Below are 17,463 nucleotides of genomic sequence, written 5' to 3'. Positions count from 1 at the left end.
AATATGATAAATTGCGTTAATGGTAGAATGACTAAAAATAGGTTTTCCCATCCCTTTGGGTCAGTTTCCATGAGAGGTTTAAAAATTTTGTAGCTTATATACAGATCTAAATTTAATAGTAAGCCAAAAACACCCCATTTTAATGAAAAATAAATATCGTAAGCATAGATATTTTTAGTTTCATGATGTCCCGTCAGTTTCTTGAAATGTTGAATTTTTGTTTATTTTACCATATTTACCATGAATACTGACAAAGAAAAATGCACCCCACTTATCGTAAGATGCATCTTCAAAAACATTATCCTATTTCACTATATTTATTGTTGTTGATTTCGTTGTTACTTTAAAGCCTTGTTTATTTTCAACTTCAGCTGATACTGTGTAAGTACCTTCTGGAACATCTTCTTCTGGAGTCCATTTTAAATGGATTTCAGTTTCATTTTCAACAATTAGTGAATCTATCAATTTTCCACTCTCGTCTTTAATTAAAACCTTCCAATTTACACGATTGCTCGCAAATCCATTAATACTTGCTGGGTTACTTGAGCTTACATTTTTATTTGGATAAACACTGAAATAACTAACTAGCATTTCATCATTAATATAAGATGGATCGCCCCAAACTGTGTAACCATGATTTAAGGCATAGTCGGTACCCAATACTACCACACTCTTAGGCTCTTCATTTACAAGAGTACTTGTTTGTCCAGGTTGCAAAGGCTTATACTTCCCGTTATACCAAATGATAGCGCCGTTATATCCACTACCATTTTCATTGTCCGTAGCTTTAAATGATATTTCATATTTGTCATCCTTAGGCTGTACTTGAATATCTGTTACTACAGGAGCGATAGAATCTACTTTGACAGGAATTTTCACAATTTGTGGTTTTGCATCCTTATAATCAAGTGTCGTTTTGATTACATAGTTGTAAGTTCCATCCTTGACGACTTGACCATTATTGTCTTTTACATCCCATAAATAGCCACCAATCATATAGTCTCGGAATGACATAATATTTTTACGGAACTTCCATGGACTTCCAGTGTATTCACTAAAATTACCAAGGTATTGAATCTTTTCACCTTTTACATTCTCTACATACATTTCAGTTTCCTTTAAATTACGAAGTGCTGTAAATGTTGGAAATACACCCGGTAAAGCAGCATTAGGTGAAATAACGATACGACTCAAATCAAACTTTCCTGTTCTTGGGTCATAACCAAGTGGGAATGTTCCTTCAGAACCAACTTCATCATTCCAAAGTACTGTATATCCTAAGAATGCATCTTTATCCCAAGCAACAGGATCAATGTTTTGTGGTTGATCCCATTCTCCATAGTACCCCATATAAGGCACTGTTAACGGTACTGCAGAAGCACTATTTTCCCCAGTAGGTACTAAACGTACAAAGCCCTCAACGAATGTTCCTTTATCTAAATTACTAGGCAGCTTAATTTGTACATCAAGATTTTTTTCCTGTCCAGGTTTAATTTTTAATTTTTTCCCCTGTGAAAACATGACTGTTTCTCCATTTACACTTGCAGAAGCACCAACCAATCTTTCACTTTTTAATGTTAAATATTCTTTTGAATCGATTGTTCCATCATTGTCTAAGTCAAATTCTTTTGTCTCTTTGCCATCTGTCAGTACGTCAACATAGACTGAGTATTCTAGATCTTTGACTCCAATGTTATTTAGCGCTTCTACATTTAATTTGAAGTGGGCGGTACCTTCATTGATTTCTTTTAATGCAACTGCACCCGCTTGCTCTAGCGATGCATTTTTATTTGACACAATTACAGGTGTTTTGATTGCATTTTGAATTTGCATTAAGCCAGAACCCTGCAGACGTGGTGAATATGGTACTTTACTGTTCGTACGCGGATCTTGTACAACTTTTGCGGTATTCATTAAGGCAATTTTTGCTTTTAAAGCAGTTGCTTTTGAGTGAGTTAAGCCTTTATCATATAATGCTTCCAATAATAATGCTGAACCTCCAGCTACATGAGGTGTTGCCATTGATGTTCCACTCATAATCTCATATTCATTTCCTGGTACCGTTGAATAGATATTGCCCCCTGGTGCAGATAACTCTGGTTTAAAATCTAACGTATGTGGCGTTCCATAGGATGAAAAATCTGATATTGTATTTTTTTCTGGATTTTCAACATAAGTGCCTTTCGACAGTTGCACCTTTACAGTATGTCCACTAGTTAATTTAGAAATGAGAGCATTCCCAATCTCTTTACTTGTTGTTACCGCCGGTGTTAAGATCGGACTAAAATAAACAAATGGATAATCAATTTCATCACTAGGTGGAACTAAAATGACAGCTTTTGCACCTTTCTTTTTTGCTTCCGATTGAATATAGGAATATGTTCCGTATTTTTGACTCGGCTTCGCAACGACAATCTTTCCTGTCACATTTTTGCCCGTAAAATCTGCAGTACGTCCTTCTCCTACAAAAACCATTTCATATTGCTCTGATGGAGTTAATACTTTAGAAAGCTTAAAGTTAAATTGTGTTTGATCTTGATAAGGTAACTGCACACCATTCTCATCAACTAAAGCACTCATATGTATTTTCGTATTTTCATAGGATGCTACTGATACAGCAAATGGGCTTACTCCTGGTTCCCCAACTGTACCGATATCTGGATTTTCTGCATATGGTTGTAATGAAGATTGTATTAAATTATTTTTTGTACTGTAAGAAGAGTTCCCACCTGCTACAACAACAAGTGTACCCTGCTCTGTTGCTTCTCTGATTGTTTTTTGAATTGGATCATTTTCCTCACCAACAAAACCCGCATCAGAACCTAAACTCATATTAATTACATCTGCTCCCATGGTTACCGCGTGCTCAATTCCAGCAATTATATCATCCTCATAAGCACCCCCACCATTATCGGAGAATACTTTTTCAGCTAATAACTGCACTCCTGGCGCAACACCTTTTACACCGTCGGACATTTCGTCACCATTTGCACCAACAGTACCTGCAACATGCATACCATGAGGACTGCCATTTTGACCACGTGGAATGACATCTGTATCCCCGTCAGCCCAGTCATATCCAGTTGGAACTTTGTCGCTATACCATGTCTCATTTACTTCGGTATCAGCTAATTTGTCTTGAATCCCTTTTTCAGTCCACTTTTCTTTGGCTTTCCCTTTTTCTGTTAACGTCATATCTTTATGTGTGTAATCTAATCCTGAATCAACGATCGCCACAAGCATTCCTTCACCCTCGTAGCCATACTCTTCCCAAACCTTTTGTGCTTGTACCAATTCCTTACTTGCCCCCATTGAAGGTTGGAATGTCCTAGCAATATGAACATTCGTAACACCTGATGTTGATTGAATATCTTTTACATTCTGGAACTCAGTTTCCACGCTAAATCCATTAAATCCCTCATAGAAACGCTGTTTTACTTTATGCTTAGAACCTTTCGAAATCTCTGAGATTACTTGATCCTGCTTTTCCTTAAATTTTACCTTTTTACTTTTCTCACTTTTCTCTAATACTTCTGGCTGCTCTACTTCAACAATGACACGCACCTTCTCATTTGGCTTATAAGGCGTTGTTTGTCCCTTTTCTTTCAACTCTGAATAACGTAATTTATCTACCGATGCATCAGCACTTTGATTTTGCTCATCAATAAGAATCTTTTGACCTTGTCTTACTATTTCTTCTATACTTGGAGCCTGCTCTTGTTTAACTTCCTTTTCTTCTGCAAAAATTGTTGTCGTTAATAGCGTTGTTACTAAAGTGGTAGTTGCAATTACCCTATAAGGAAAACGTGTTCTTTTTTTCATTTCTTCTCTCCTCATCATTTTCTATTAAGACATATCATTCTATTAATCTATTAAGATCAAATAGAAAAACAATTCAATACTTAAAAACATCTCGGAAATTAACATTTTTAATTACAGAATTTAATGAAATTATAATTGTCTTCTAACCATAATCATATTGGGTTATTCTAAGGGACTTTTATCATACGAGTTGAGATAGAACGAGTCATTAATAAAGATCAATAACGAGAAATCTAGTGTAATGTAGTAGGAAAGAACTGAAATATAAAAATTAAATTGGGTTATTTATGGCAAAAGTGACATAAAAATCCTGTTCTTTAGAATGAGTGACATAATTGGAGATTGTAAAATAAGTGGATTTTCCTATTCGTGGTTACGATTTGGCAGGATATAAGAATATTATGGTTAGCCTTTAAAAAACTTCAAAAAGAAAGAGGCTTTCGTAAAAATTTTTATACTAGCCTCTCTTATATATATTTAAATTTTAATGACTGACTGACTGTTTTGTATAATTGTTGCCTTATGAATGCGTGTTGATGAGTTTATCTTTCCAATTCCAAAAGGGAACAATTTTATTAAAAAAGTCTAATGATAAGAATAGTTTATTTTTTAACTTGTATTTCGTCTTCTTTAAAGCGTCTTTGTATGAGAGCAATTACTAATAAACAAATCGGTATAATAATTTGAAATGGTATATGTAGATAGTAAGGTATGATTTCTAACCTTTCTCTGTCATTTTCAACGATATTCGGCGCAAGCCAAAGTGAGCTTAGTAGAATGATTACACCGATTGGATAAATTAATTGTTCACTTTTCTTTACATTAAATATGTCTGCAGATCCTGAAACTGCACAATAGAAAAAAACCGTAATTTTTGCGAAGCCTCCACAAACCATAAAGATTACAATAAAAACATCTAATCTTTGAAGAAAATTAACAATATTTATATAACTGATCGCTGTTAAAAGTGGAAAAAAGGTTCTCTCTAAAACAGGAACTCCTAATATCGCTATATTTTTCAGTGTGAAAATCAGTAAGATTAAACCTGAAAAGATCAAAGCAGGCATGCCAACTTTTAATGCTTTTTCTTTCTTACTTAAATATGGCATCAACATAATAAATGTAATAACTTCACCAAATGGTAAGGTTAATCCTTGTGGAATAGCTGCCTTAATAATCGGAGTCCATCCATTTTCTAAAACCGGTCTGAAATTATTAAAATTGTACACTTTAGCGACAAACTCAAAGGAAATGATTAATACAATAATTAGCATGATTAAAACAAAAATAACTTCATTTGTACGAACAATTGTTTCAATCCCTTTATTAAGTCCATACATAATTAAAAACAACATTAATATACCAATCAAAATTAAGGATGATGAGCTAAATAGTGTCATGACCAATAGTTCTTCAAATTTCCGTAAAATGAGTGAAGACATATAGATAAAATAAATAATATATGTGAGTACTACAATTTTTCCAGCATACTCTCCTAATATAATTTGAACATTCTCGGTAAACGGGATATCTGGATTTATTTCAAATAATTTAGTATACAAGTAATATAATATACATCCTAAAATAAGAGAAAGTAATAAACCAATCCATGCATCTTGTTTAGCTCTCGGTGCAAGAGCAACAAGAGATGCAGTACCAACCTCGAACAAAAACATCGTACAAAAAAATTGAAAGCCACTTATTAATATCTTCCTATTCATTTCATTACCTTCTTTTAGGAGAGATGTGTAACATAACGTTTATTATTACCTAACATTACCAACATTATGAGCTACAATGGTTAACTTAGATGCGCTCGATCTAAAATAGGCACATGAAAAAGAATATCTTACAGCAGTCGATCATTCTGAATAGTCCTTCATTAATTTCATAATTTACTAAGCTAACAATCGAATTTATAAAAGAATACAAGGATCTAAAAAGTCGTACATTACTCCATATTGGCACGAACTTTAAAAATCACTTTCAGTTTGGGATAATATTCATTCCGCCAATTTTTTAATTCATTGTAAGAAAGCATATGTTGAAATTGTTGGCCAAATCCAAATATATCTGTGTTCCTTCCCTGTGTTTTTTTAAGTATATTGTAAACTCTCTTTTCAATAAGCATTTCAAGTTCTTTTCTAATTCTTTTGTCTGTAATTCCCTCCTCTCTTTCTAAAATATACATTTTTAATTTTAAGTCGCTAGACAAAAACGGCTTTTTATTTTTCATCGAAGTTTTATTTTGGATTGTACTGTTGGTTACCATAATACTAGCAAATCCTAAACTTTCTATTTTTCCTTTTTCATTTTTGTTTTGGAACACTTTGATTAATTGACTTTCATGCGGGCTGATTCTTTCAATAATGCTTCCTTTCTTCAAAATATCAGAACCTTCAAAGATTAATACTGTATCTTTGCCAGAACGAACAACCGGAACAGCTATATCTTTAGTATATAAAAATGTACTTCGATAGACTTCCCAAATAGGGATACTAAACATCTCCGGTGCCCAACCTCCACCTTTATTAAAAAAATCATATATCGAAGTAGCTTGGACACCTAATTTTTCGTTTATGTTTGCTAATACCTTCTCTACACTCTCATCTGTAATGGCTACTAACGCTCTTGACGGAATTTCTTTTGAAACCATTAAGAACTTTATTAGCTCCTTAAATTCCTTTTCACTTTATGCTAAATTACTTTGTATAACGATCAATCTAATTTGTGAGTAATCAACGGCATCTTCAGAGTTCGTACGAATTTGTCCAAGTATACTTGCAACGGTATTGCCTTTACCTGTTACGACTTTTGATATTTGATTCTCATTTTCTAGTATAGGAATTTGTAAGGTTAATTTATATTCTTCACCAACTTCCTTAGAGATCCCCATAACCAAGGGAAGGGAGCGCTTATTTATATCTTTAATATCCCAGCATCCACAGAGAAAAATTGTTGACATGATCATAATCAATAATTTAAATATTTTATTATTTTTCATAACCGAACACGCCTCTTTTCGCTAAGAAACCATATATAAATATAGTAAGTGGAATAACAATAATAAAAAAAGCTTGAGCACTTGTACTCCACAAAAAGTATTTTTCAATCAAAGATTTGTTTGGAATAAATATTGATAAAATAAATGCGATAATTGAGATTGCAATCATCCAGTAAGATAATTCCGCAGTCTGGCGTTTAAAAATTTTCTGTATGATTCGTCCAATCATCCATAGCAAAACAGAATTAGTCAGTATTACTAAACCCACTAAAGATACCCCAAAGAATATCGCTTGTCTGTTGAATGAAAACCAACTTATGTCTACTGAGTCCATAGCTTCGACAAAAGGGTTGGTCAACGTAACAACCGCTTCTTGTCCAAATATAAATAGTGGTATATAAACTACAGTTAAAAAGAACAACGTTATACTAACCCACGGAACAAAGAGATGCCGGAACTTTAATTTTGTGTTGGATGAAATAAAACCCAAAAATATAAATGACGAAAAGCCTAAAAGGTAGAGAAATTTAATATTAAACAAAAACTTGTGAGGTAAATGCAAGCTTGGCGGAACATTATGGACATCAAAATTGACAACAGAAGTAAAAATATTAAGTAACACTAAAGGAATAACGATTAAGAAAATGAATACCAAGGATCGTAAAATCGTGCCTAAACCTTTTATCGCTCTATAAATTGAAATAAAAAGTAACAGGATCATGATTGACCAATAGGGAGTCCGCGGCAAAAATTTAGAAATTATGACTTCTGTATGCAATCGAATATTAAGTGCAAATAACGTAACAAGATTGATTATAAATGGGGTCAAAATGACAAATGAAGACCATCTCCCCATTATTAAATAAATATCAATGACATCTTTTTCAGGAAAAAAGTTTAATCCTTTAAAGTAGATCCAAATTAATAATAATTGCAGAAGAGCCTGACACAAGACAACTTCCCAATGAGCTGTTTTTGCTAAAGCATAAATGACTGGCGCAAAGACTATCCTCGCATGACGATTGAACCGACGTTTGATGTGCATATTGTTAATTCGGATGTTGAATAATATCCATATCACTCCATCCTGTTAAAGACACATCTTTACCAATAATTGTTGAAGTGCCCAAAGATAGATTCAATAGTGTAAATAAAAAGAGGCTATGGTAAACGAATGTTTACTGATAGCCTCTTTTTCTAAGTTATTAAGTTTTAATTGAGACAATTATTCTTAGTTCATTTATTAATTTCATTGTCCCTAGTCTGATTTATATCTATCTATTAATTTTATTTCACCATAGTTTTTAATTTAGTAACTGCTAGCACTAATTTTTATAGGTTGGTTTACACACTTAAACCTCTCCAAAAAAAGTTCACGATTTCATTTGCCATTTCATCTATTGAATTGATGATCGAATGATTATTCATATCTCTAACATTTCCTACTTTTAAAATTGCAAAGAACGCATGAGTTGCGAATTTTGAATTTCCCTGTGGAATTTCACCTTTATTCATAGCATTTTCAATTGCAATTTCAATCACTTCATACATTTTCTCTTCTGCTACATTCATCTGAATCATTTGCTCATCTGTTAATGAAACTTTTGCATCTTTTATAAACGTTTTCAGGTCAATATCAAAAGTGGCTTGTAAATGAATTTTTACAATTTCTAATAAATTATCTTTTAATGGTCTTTCTATCGATAAGATTTCTTTAATTCGGTCACTTATTCTGATCATCATTTGCACCATTGCATCGGTGAAAAGTTCAGCCTTTGTTGAGTAATAATAATATACCGTCGCTTTCGTCACGTCACATTCTTTCGCAACATCATCCATTGAGACGAGTTGGTATCCTCTTTTTAGAAAAAGCTTTACTGCATTCTCTAAAATAATTACTTTAGTAGGTTTTTTTTGATTGCTCATATGAGGTCGCCCTAATGGTCGATTAGATTGTCGCAAGGTACTTCTCTCCTAACTAATTAATTAGCTTAATTATATCATATTAAAGTTCTTGATTAATTAACTGACCAGTATATATAATTAATAAGAACGTTACATAACAATAGAAAGGTGGATCTATTAATGAAAAAACACCCATTTAATTCATGGGGGAAAATGGTTGGAGGACAAAAAACTAGATGGCTAACTATTATTCTTTGGGTATTATTAACGCTGTTTTTATCTATTTCATTTCCATCTGTAAATGAAGTAGTAAATAATAAAGCAGACAACTTACCTAAATCCTCTATGTCACAAAAAACTGATGAAATAATAAAGAAAGAATTTCCTAATGAATCTGGTATTCCTTTATTAATTGTTTGGCACAGGGATAAGGGATTAAATAATGAAGATTACCAAACAATTCAATCACTATATAAGGAGATAAGAAAGAATACATTAGATCAACAGAAATCTCTACCACCCTTTGATACGTTGCCAAAGCCTGCGCTGACCCAAAGTGTATCAAAAGATGGTACGACTCTCATTACACCAATATTCTTTGATGAAAAAGCAGAAGATAAGACATTACAAAATAACTTAAAGAAGATTAAATCGTTAGTAAATCCCACTAGCGGAGAAAAACCGTTTGATAATAAACTTGATGATCCTGGGTTACATGTTCGCTTTTCAGGACCTGTTGGTATTCAAACAGATGCCGTTAGCCTTTTCTCTCAGGCTGATGTTAAATTATTAATATCTACTGTATTACTTGTATTGGTATTTTTAATTCTTCTATACCGCTCACCTATCATGGCGATTGTTCCATTAATAGTTGTTGGTTTTTCTTATGGAGTCATCAGTCCATTATTAGGAATTTTAGGAGATAAAGGACTCATTACAGTTGATTCACAGGCAGTTTCCATCATGACCGTCCTTTTATTCGGTGCTGGAACAGATTATTGTTTATTCTTAATTTCTCGGTACCGTGAATACTTACTGATTGAAGAAAGTAAATTTACATCATTACAACTTGCAATAAAAGATTCAAGTGGTGCAATATCAATGAGTGCACTAACAGTTGTGTTAGGTTTGGCAACATTACTACTTGCTGAGTACGGTGCATTTCACCGTTTCGCTATTCCATTTAGCTTGGCTGTTCTGATCATGGGAATTGCAGCCATTACTCTTCTTCCCGCTATCCTTGTTATTTTAGGAAGAATCTCGTTTTTTCCATTTATACCAAGAACTACAGAAATGGAAATTAAACGAGCAAATAAAAAAGGCAGACCTTTGAAAAGTAAAAAATCAAAAGTGAGCCTTAATCAAAAAATTGGAACTTTAGTTACACGTAAACCATGGAGGGTCATACTTGTTTCAGTCGTACTTTTAGGTGGGTTAACTTTCTTTGTACCCAAAATTCAGTACACTTATGATTTGTTAGAGTCTTTCCCTAAAGACATGCCATCTCGAGAAGGATTTGAGTTAATTTCGGATCACTATTCATCTGGTTTATTAGCACCTGTTAAAATTGTTGTTGATACAGAAAATAAAAATATTCCTTTGAAAAAAGAGCTCGAAAAGCTTTCCTATATTAAGAATGTATCTGGTCCTCAAGTAGGTAAAAATAAGAATAGCCTACAACTATATGAGGTTTCACTAGTAGATAATCCTTATTCTAATAAGGGCATGGAACGCATACCGCAACTTGAAAAATATTTAAAAAATACGCTAACTAAATACAATATTTCGAGTCAAAAATATTGGCTAGGTGGAGAAACCGTTACAAATTTAGATACGAAAAATACAACAGAAAGAGATCAAAAAATAATTATTCCAGTCATGATTGGATTAATTTCATTGCTATTACTATTCTATTTACGTTCTATAACGGCAATGGTTTATCTAGTATTAACTGTCATTTTATCGTATTTCTCAGCATTAGGTGCAGGTTGGCTTATTCTACATTACGGTCTAAATGTACCAGCAATCCAAGGGTCAATTCCTTTATATTCATTTGTATTTTTAGTTGCCTTAGGCGAAGATTATAATATTTTTATGGTATCTGAGATATGGAAAAATAAAAGAAAACAAAACCATATTGACGCGATTGCTAACGGGGTTTCCAAAACTGGTTCAGTCATATCATCGGCTGGATTAATATTAGCTGGAACATTCTTGGTACTTGCAACATTGCCAATACAAGTTTTAGTACAGTTTGGAATCGTTACTTGCGTGGGTGTTTTAATAGATACATTTATTGTCCGTCCCCTCCTAGTTCCTGCAATTACTACCGTGTTAGGAAGATTTGCTTTTTGGCCTGGGGAACTTTGGAAGAAAAAAGAGGATCGTCAGATTGTTGAAAAAGGCTAATTTCGTTTAATTGTAAATAATAAAAAAAGAGGCTATAGTATAAATTAATTTACTAATAGCCTCTTTTATATTTTTAAGCCTTAATTGGTTTTCTAATGACTACACGCTCATCAATTTCACTTACATGAAAATCTTCTTTAGTGGGAATATTTTCATTTTCGAAATTCATCATTTAATCCAACTCCCATATTGGTTTTGTTATCGTGTGCAGGAATAAAAAAGATGTACACCAATTATTACGTAAACCCTTGCAATTTTTAAGAATGCAATTAAATTTTTCTAAAAAAGTTACACACTTTAACAGAATCATTAATCTATTTCAATTAAACTTTGAATAAAAAAGTTGTACACAAACCATTTATCTTTTGTTAAGTATGAACAATTTGATATTCACCATTTAACACTTCTTCTACTACATCCTTTACTTTATTGGAGGAATCATTAGTAAGCATTGCAGCTTTCATTAATTTCCACTTTGTTATAGTTTCACCTTTAGAAACGAATTCTTGAATTACAAGATTTAATCTCCTCAATTGAAACTCTTCAGTAGTTTCGATAATACTATTAAGATACTGTTCAGTTTTTGGTAAACGATTCAAATACTTCGAAGAGAAATTATGGAGATTACTAGTTTCTCTAGCAATACATATTAATGTCATTCTAGTGGGCTTTTCCTTATTTAAAATAATTTTCCTAGCTTCGATTACCTCTTTTAACAGTACTTCATCCCTTTCTTCCCAATCAACATTTTTCCTACCTACGTTCTTTATATTAGGAGAGTTTTTCGTGAACCATTCGTTATCATGTCGTTTCAAATATGCATAGACTTTTCCATCAATTGATTTTAATTTATCTTTTGAAAAGTCCTTATTTATGTCCATTAAATTTAACCATTTTATACGATACTCGTAAACTAGTAATCTCTTTGGTTTTGCATTATTTCTTCCAACTTTATAATAACCATACTTTTTCTTATAATTTATTATTTCTTTTTCAGATAATTGAGGTATATATAAATTCCCCTCCGAATTATACATGTTCTCAAAGGAATCTTCCCAATTCTTAACGGATCTTATCTGATATAACTCTAGATTTTCTCCGTGGAGTCTTGTAAATTCAAATCCACATTCACACTTAAAGAAACCTATTTGCGACTTTAATTTTCTGTCATGAATTATCTTTACTACCTTAATAGTCTTTTGCATGTAGTGGTTTGCAAAAGGATTGAGACATTTTCATTACTGTAAGCCCATTCTCTTATTTCTTTTGGTTTGGGGTTCCAAATATCATTAAAAAAAATCTTCATCATCCCCTATATTTTCTTTTATGTTTGCCTAATTTTATTCAACTATCGCGCCAGTTAGTTTAATTAGAAATTTAAAAATTTATAACCTTTTGTAGTGTTTTATAAGGTTTCTTAATTAACTTTGCAACTTGCTTCCCTTTGTTGAACCTTACATTATTTAACCAGTAAACATATGCATCTTCATTGAAACGAACAACAATGTGTTTAGTTCCATCATCTTCTTCAAATTCTTCCCAATAAGGATGATTGTTTTGTCTATCATATAACCATCTATCAAAATCTCTCTGTAGCGTACGAATATTTCTTCCTACCTTTGAATGACATTTTATATATTCGGTGGCTGCCTCGTGACAAAAATCGATTTTAACAATCGTGATCGCATAATTGAGTAATAATCCATCGCATATCATCCAACTGTTATATAAGCAATTATACTGTTATACCCCTACTTTAATATAATTCGATTAATAAAGAGTAGTTGCTTTGTGTTAGACGGGATAAATCAATTAAACAGCGAATCGTTAATAGTTATATTTTCAAATTATTGAAAAGTACACAAAAAAGGAGCATCAATATGACCGAATACACAGTTTTTATGTTGGCCTTTGCTGCATCTGCAGCTGCACCAGGTCCAGAAATAGCTGGACTAATTTCAAGGTCTCTTTCTAGTGGAATTTTATCTAGTATTCCACTCTCCATTGGGATAATACTAGGTAAATTGCTAATGCTCACGGGAGCAGTTATTGGACTCACAGCCCTTGTAGAAGCACTCGGTCCGATGTTTGAGATGTTAAAATATTTAGGTGCTACTTATCTTGTTTGGCTAGGTATCAAAAAATGGCGAAAGGCAGGGCAAGTATTTGATGAAAACGTGAAAACAAAATCTGTCGACTTCGTTGCTGAAATCGGTCTTGGACTCGCAATGACCCTCTCAAATCCAATTGCAATCGTTTTCTACATGGCGCTTCTTCCTGGTGTAATTGATGTATCTGGTATAACTTTGAATACCTACACAATATTATGTTTGATTATTATTATCGTGATGAGTGTAGTTGTATCCAGCTACGGTTTAATGGCTGAGATTGCAAGAAAACTATTTTCCTCTTCTAAATCCAAAGCACATATTGATCGCATATCAGGTGCGATGATGTTTGGTGCCGCACTCTGGATTTTAACGAGATAAGCAATTTTATGATTTGAAAATGATAGTAGATTTTTACCATTCTGGCTTTAAATAAAAGGAACAGCTCTCTTTTATACCTATCTACCTAAAGTGGATAATATCAAAGTACAACTTACTCTATAGATAAAAGCTTGTATGGAAATGAAAGGCCATTTACCATACAAGCTTTTTTTGCTTATGTAACTAATGCGCCATTTAGTTGTACAACAAATGCTAATTTAATAGGGTTTCACATCATATCTAACTGTTCTTTATATCTTTTCTGTTATAAAAAAAATAGATGATAGAAACCATAAGTGAGAGTAACGGAATTCCTTGTACAAATAAAAATCCTAAGCAAAAGTCTGACATAGTACTATCAGGTGAGTCAGTTGCCATCCCACCAATAAATAGGGAAATAGGAATGGCATATACGTTTATCGCTAGACTAATGAATATATATGATAATTTCTTATCTTTCTCTTCTAATTTTTCTCCTTTATTGAAAAGAAGGGACCCAATTAGAATGATAAGTGCAATAACCCCGTAAAAAACTATCGTTTCTAACATGTAAATACCACCTTAAGAAAATATTTTAACATTTTATTTATACATTCTCTTGTTTACCAAATCTGTTATCTACTTCAATAAAAATCTTCGATTATGAGTCTATGATCTTCAACTATAGCGCCAGTTAGTTAATTAAGCGTTTTACTACTTCGTCTAATTTCGCTTCTAGTTCTTCTTCAATATCTTCTTCAAATTTTTCATTCGTCTCGTCTAAGAACTCAAGAAACTCTTCAGATTGGTCGCCTAATTCAGCAAAAATATCACTAATTTCATCTATATCCTTTAGATGAGTTCCTTCAGGTAAAAACTCGTTAATTTGTATTAACATCTCAATAACTTTATCAGCCTCAAGTTTTTTTAAATCCTCAAATGTGTCATTCATATTTTCAAACCATTTATTTATATAATAACTTCCTATTCCGCCACTATTAATCGCATCAATCACACTTCTAGTGTTGTACCATATTCTTTCATCAGGAGTTAAACTGTTATATCCCTTTTCTTCTAATTTATCACAAAGTTCTTTCCACTTTTGTTCCCAATCTTCATATTTCAATCGTCCCATGCTGAACCTCCCGTATATAAATTTATGTACAAATTTTTATAATAGGTTAATTCAATGAAGATATGAAAATCCCTCCTTGAGTTATCTTGACTACTTTAGTAGTAAAAAAAAACGATACTCCTTATGGAAGTATCGCGCCAGTTAGTGAAACAAGCCTAAGACAAATTAAAGAGTAATTGTCCTGTTATAAAAACAAATCGTTATTTGACTGAAGTAATTTCAGAATCCTTTGTTCCATGATTTATATTCATCAGCAAAAGTAAATGATAAAAAACATTTGATGCGATTAAACCAAGTAGAATATATTCAAATACTTGACTATACAAGATCTTTGAAACACCCTGTGAAATTAAGATATAAAAAAGTGCTCCAACAATCATACCGACTATTGAATACATTCCAACTTTAACAATGTACGAAGTGTATTTTGAATTAAAACTATATTTCTGATGCCAATACTCAATCCCAATAGATAATGGAATACCTGCTACAAAATAAATTGGTGATGAATAAATTAAAATAATAATAAATGTCTCGAAGAAGCCAAAATAATAGGTACCATTTATTCTTTGAGAAACGGGAACGTAATCTAGAAATGAAAATATTAAAGAAAATATGATTGCAGCTACGGAAGCGACAATAATTCTTTTCAACATATTCACTGTACCTCCATTTTTACAGAATATCATTCTTTTTTATTCTGCTTTTTAATTTAGATTCATTGTTTCATCTAAATATAACTAACGCGCTCGTTAGTTGAATAAGAACTTTAGTACCTGAACAATTTATGTACTTAAATCAACTGCATCCCAATCTACACTTGGATTAATAACCCATTCTAAGGCCTTTCTTCTCTCTAATACTAATCCTTCATTAAATGAGTTTAATAACATCCCTCGTAAACGTGAATCAACTACGTACCAGTGTGTCCTATAATATAAATCAGTCATTTCATAAATTTCGTTTTCTGGTTTTAATCTAATCGAGCTTTCTAAAACATTAAAATTTTCATTCTTTTTGATATCCGGAACCATCTGAATTAAGTTATCACCAACTGGTTCTTTATAGTTATAGTCATTGTTGATACCTAAAATCCATACTAGTGTCCAAAGACTTTCAACATACCATTTTAATTGAAGTTTCTCTGTACTAGTTACATAAACTTCACTTTTGTTTAAAATACTTTTTTCCCACTCAGAAACATAATCATATAGACCTTGTTTTTTAATCCAATCCTTTATATCTTTTGTGGGTGCCTCAAAAGCAATATAAATCATCCCCGCCATTATTGTTACTCTATAAATAAGTTCGTTAATATTTCGTGTTCCTGCGTAGTCAAGAATTGGCAAATCTCGATTTACCTTACCACCAGATTTTATAATTTTAGTTTCCGAATTATCTTTAATTTTGTTAAAGTCTATACTTACTTTTTGATCTGACATATTTCACCCCATGTGATTATTTCCAACAGGAACACCTTAAATGTAAAAATAAGTTATTAAGTAAATTATAATTTTTTTGAATTATCGATAAGACCACTGCAGTTCGATCGTTGTGCAACTAACGTGCCAGTTAGTTCAATAAGGAAAATCATTTGTTTTTTTGCAAAAATGAAAAATCCAGCCTTCTTTTAATCTACTACGAATCTAGCATGGAACCAATGATTTGAAATCTTCTTTGTCTTAAAAGTACCTTTTGTATACGAGGTATTAACAAATTTAGGTTTATGATCATCTTTTCTATATATCAAAGAATATTGACCATTTTCGATTTCGAATTCTACCTGATTTTTATACACTCTAATTAAAGATAAATATGCCATATCCCCTTGATGAAAAGCTTTTGCTACAATTTTGTCTAGAGATTTTTGTTCTTTTCGACTCATCTTTATCTCACTATTATCTCTAGTCATATCTATTAAATTAGCATCTATTATTTCGTTAAGATCATAATCTACATACAAAAAATATTCTTTTTAGGATTTTTTATTAAATTCTCGATAGGCGACATTCGCTATAGTGTGGAAATCATTCTAATAAGTATCAAATTCATCTACTTTGTACTCCCAAAGTCAAGTGTAGTACATAATAGTCCCTGGTTTGTAGGGAGAAATCATAAATAGTACACTAAATGAAATGATGGATATCAGTAATAATTTTATTTTTTTCATTAAATCCATTTATCCTTTCATTCAAATTCCTTGAACAATTAATCTTTTGCATACAAGCCTACATTATCACAATACTTTTATTCGAAATAGAAAAACTCATTTAACTATATATCGAGTTAATTAATTTTTTAATTCAAAACCATAATCAATTTATTGCATATTAAAAAGGCTACTAATGCAGCCTTCTTGTTGTACAACTAATACGCTCGCTCGTTCGTATTAGTTATTCCCTGTATAGTTCAAAGAGTCCTCTTACATAATACATTGCTTCAGTCATTGGCCCCCCATTATAACCTTTATATAAGATGGGTTTGTACTTCAACCAACATACCTTACTTTGAATAACTGATTTAATAAATTGTCTAATTCTTGACTACATTGAATGGTTTTGTAATGAAGAAATCCATACCGTTTATTAATATCAACTAATTCATATCTCTTTTCCTCTATCTCTTTTGATATCTGTTGTAATAAAGTTGCCATCCCGATATCCCTCCATTTTAATAACACTCAGTAAGAATTCAATCCTGATGTGACTTCCAATTAGTTG

General features: G+C 32.1%; 15 protein-coding genes and 1 pseudogene. 2 read left to right on the top strand and 14 right to left on the bottom strand.

The annotated features are described in order from the left end of the window. Positions 1-303: 303 nt before the first annotated feature. The 6 genes from V7056_RS06765 to V7056_RS06740 all read right to left on the bottom strand — a co-directional run bounded on the left by V7056_RS06765 (position 304) and on the right by V7056_RS06740 (position 8,788). On the bottom strand, positions 304-3,822 hold the full coding sequence (locus tag V7056_RS06765; RefSeq protein WP_499700464.1) for a S8 family serine peptidase: 3,519 nt from the start codon (positions 3,820-3,822) through the stop codon (positions 304-306). 602 nt (positions 3,823-4,424) lie between these two features. After that, positions 4,425-5,543 carry a GerAB/ArcD/ProY family transporter gene (locus V7056_RS06760; protein ID WP_499700462.1) on the bottom strand — a complete coding sequence of 373 codons (1,119 nt, stop codon included), beginning with the start codon at positions 5,541-5,543 and terminating at the stop codon, positions 4,425-4,427. A gap of 230 nt (positions 5,544-5,773) precedes the next feature. After that, positions 5,774-6,478: a Ger(x)C family spore germination C-terminal domain-containing protein gene (locus V7056_RS06755; RefSeq protein ID WP_499700461.1), complete on the bottom strand. Its 705-nt coding sequence runs from the start codon at positions 6,476-6,478 to the stop codon at positions 5,774-5,776. 36 nt (positions 6,479-6,514) lie between these two features. Next, on the bottom strand, positions 6,515-6,826 hold the full coding sequence (locus tag V7056_RS06750) for a Ger(x)C family spore germination protein (RefSeq protein WP_499700459.1): 312 nt from the start codon (positions 6,824-6,826) through the stop codon (positions 6,515-6,517). After that, complete coding sequence (locus tag V7056_RS06745; RefSeq protein WP_499700457.1) at positions 6,816-7,871, bottom strand: GerAB/ArcD/ProY family transporter; 1,056 nt, start codon at positions 7,869-7,871, stop codon at positions 6,816-6,818. The genes V7056_RS06750 and V7056_RS06745 overlap by 11 nt, the downstream gene beginning before the upstream one ends. A 299-nt stretch (positions 7,872-8,170) precedes the next feature. Beyond that, positions 8,171-8,788 (bottom strand): TetR/AcrR family transcriptional regulator, encoded by a 618-nt coding sequence (locus V7056_RS06740; protein ID WP_499700455.1) that lies wholly within the window; start codon positions 8,786-8,788, stop codon positions 8,171-8,173. 123 nt (positions 8,789-8,911) lie between these two features. On the opposite strand from V7056_RS06740, the gene V7056_RS06735 reads away from it, so the two are divergent. Continuing rightward, complete coding sequence (locus V7056_RS06735) at positions 8,912-11,140, top strand: MMPL family transporter (protein WP_499700453.1); 2,229 nt, start codon at positions 8,912-8,914, stop codon at positions 11,138-11,140. 368 nt (positions 11,141-11,508) lie between these two features. On the opposite strand, the pseudogene V7056_RS06730 reads toward V7056_RS06735, so the two are convergent. Together V7056_RS06730 and V7056_RS06725 are read right to left on the bottom strand one after the other, a co-directional pair. Then, positions 11,509-12,363 (bottom strand): annotated as a pseudogene (locus tag V7056_RS06730) (TnsD family Tn7-like transposition protein); the annotation flags it as partial. Positions 12,364-12,517: 154 nt separating this feature from the next. Beyond that, the gene (locus tag V7056_RS06725; RefSeq protein WP_499700452.1) at positions 12,518-12,856 is read right to left on the bottom strand and encodes a hypothetical protein; all 339 of its coding nucleotides are present in this window, start codon (positions 12,854-12,856) and stop codon (positions 12,518-12,520) included. 164 nt (positions 12,857-13,020) lie between these two features. On the opposite strand from V7056_RS06725, the gene V7056_RS06720 reads away from it, so the two are divergent. Further along, positions 13,021-13,629 carry a LysE family translocator gene (locus V7056_RS06720; RefSeq protein ID WP_499700451.1) on the top strand — a complete coding sequence of 203 codons (609 nt, stop codon included), beginning with the start codon at positions 13,021-13,023 and terminating at the stop codon, positions 13,627-13,629. 240 nt (positions 13,630-13,869) lie between these two features. Here the strand turns inward: V7056_RS06720 and V7056_RS06715 are convergent, their stop codons facing one another. From V7056_RS06715 to V7056_RS06690, 6 genes are all read right to left on the bottom strand, one after another. Beyond that, positions 13,870-14,178 carry a hypothetical protein gene (locus V7056_RS06715; protein ID WP_499700449.1) on the bottom strand — a complete coding sequence of 103 codons (309 nt, stop codon included), beginning with the start codon at positions 14,176-14,178 and terminating at the stop codon, positions 13,870-13,872. A 124-nt stretch (positions 14,179-14,302) separates the two neighbouring features. Further along, a complete protein-coding gene (locus V7056_RS06710; RefSeq protein WP_499700448.1) occupies positions 14,303-14,743 on the bottom strand; it encodes a DMP19 family protein in 441 nt (146 codons plus the stop codon). 200 nt (positions 14,744-14,943) lie between these two features. Next, on the bottom strand, positions 14,944-15,399 hold the full coding sequence (locus tag V7056_RS06705; RefSeq protein ID WP_499700446.1) for a hypothetical protein: 456 nt from the start codon (positions 15,397-15,399) through the stop codon (positions 14,944-14,946). Positions 15,400-15,528: 129 nt separating this feature from the next. Continuing rightward, positions 15,529-16,185, bottom strand: coding sequence for a DUF4272 domain-containing protein (locus V7056_RS06700; protein WP_499700444.1), 657 nt, complete (start codon positions 16,183-16,185; stop codon positions 15,529-15,531). A 188-nt stretch (positions 16,186-16,373) separates the two neighbouring features. Beyond that, entirely contained in the window at positions 16,374-16,628 is a 255-nt protein-coding gene (locus V7056_RS06695; protein ID WP_499700442.1) for a hypothetical protein, read from the bottom strand. Positions 16,629-17,231: 603 nt separating this feature from the next. Then, the gene (locus tag V7056_RS06690) at positions 17,232-17,396 is read right to left on the bottom strand and encodes a Spo0E family sporulation regulatory protein-aspartic acid phosphatase (RefSeq protein ID WP_499700441.1); all 165 of its coding nucleotides are present in this window, start codon (positions 17,394-17,396) and stop codon (positions 17,232-17,234) included. Positions 17,397-17,463 lie beyond the last annotated feature (67 nt).

This window comes from Bacillus sp. JJ664 (genome assembly GCF_036962205.1).
Classification (GTDB): domain Bacteria; phylum Bacillota; class Bacilli; order Bacillales; family Bacillaceae_G; genus Gottfriedia.
This window is presented reverse-complemented; position numbering and strand designations above follow the sequence as displayed.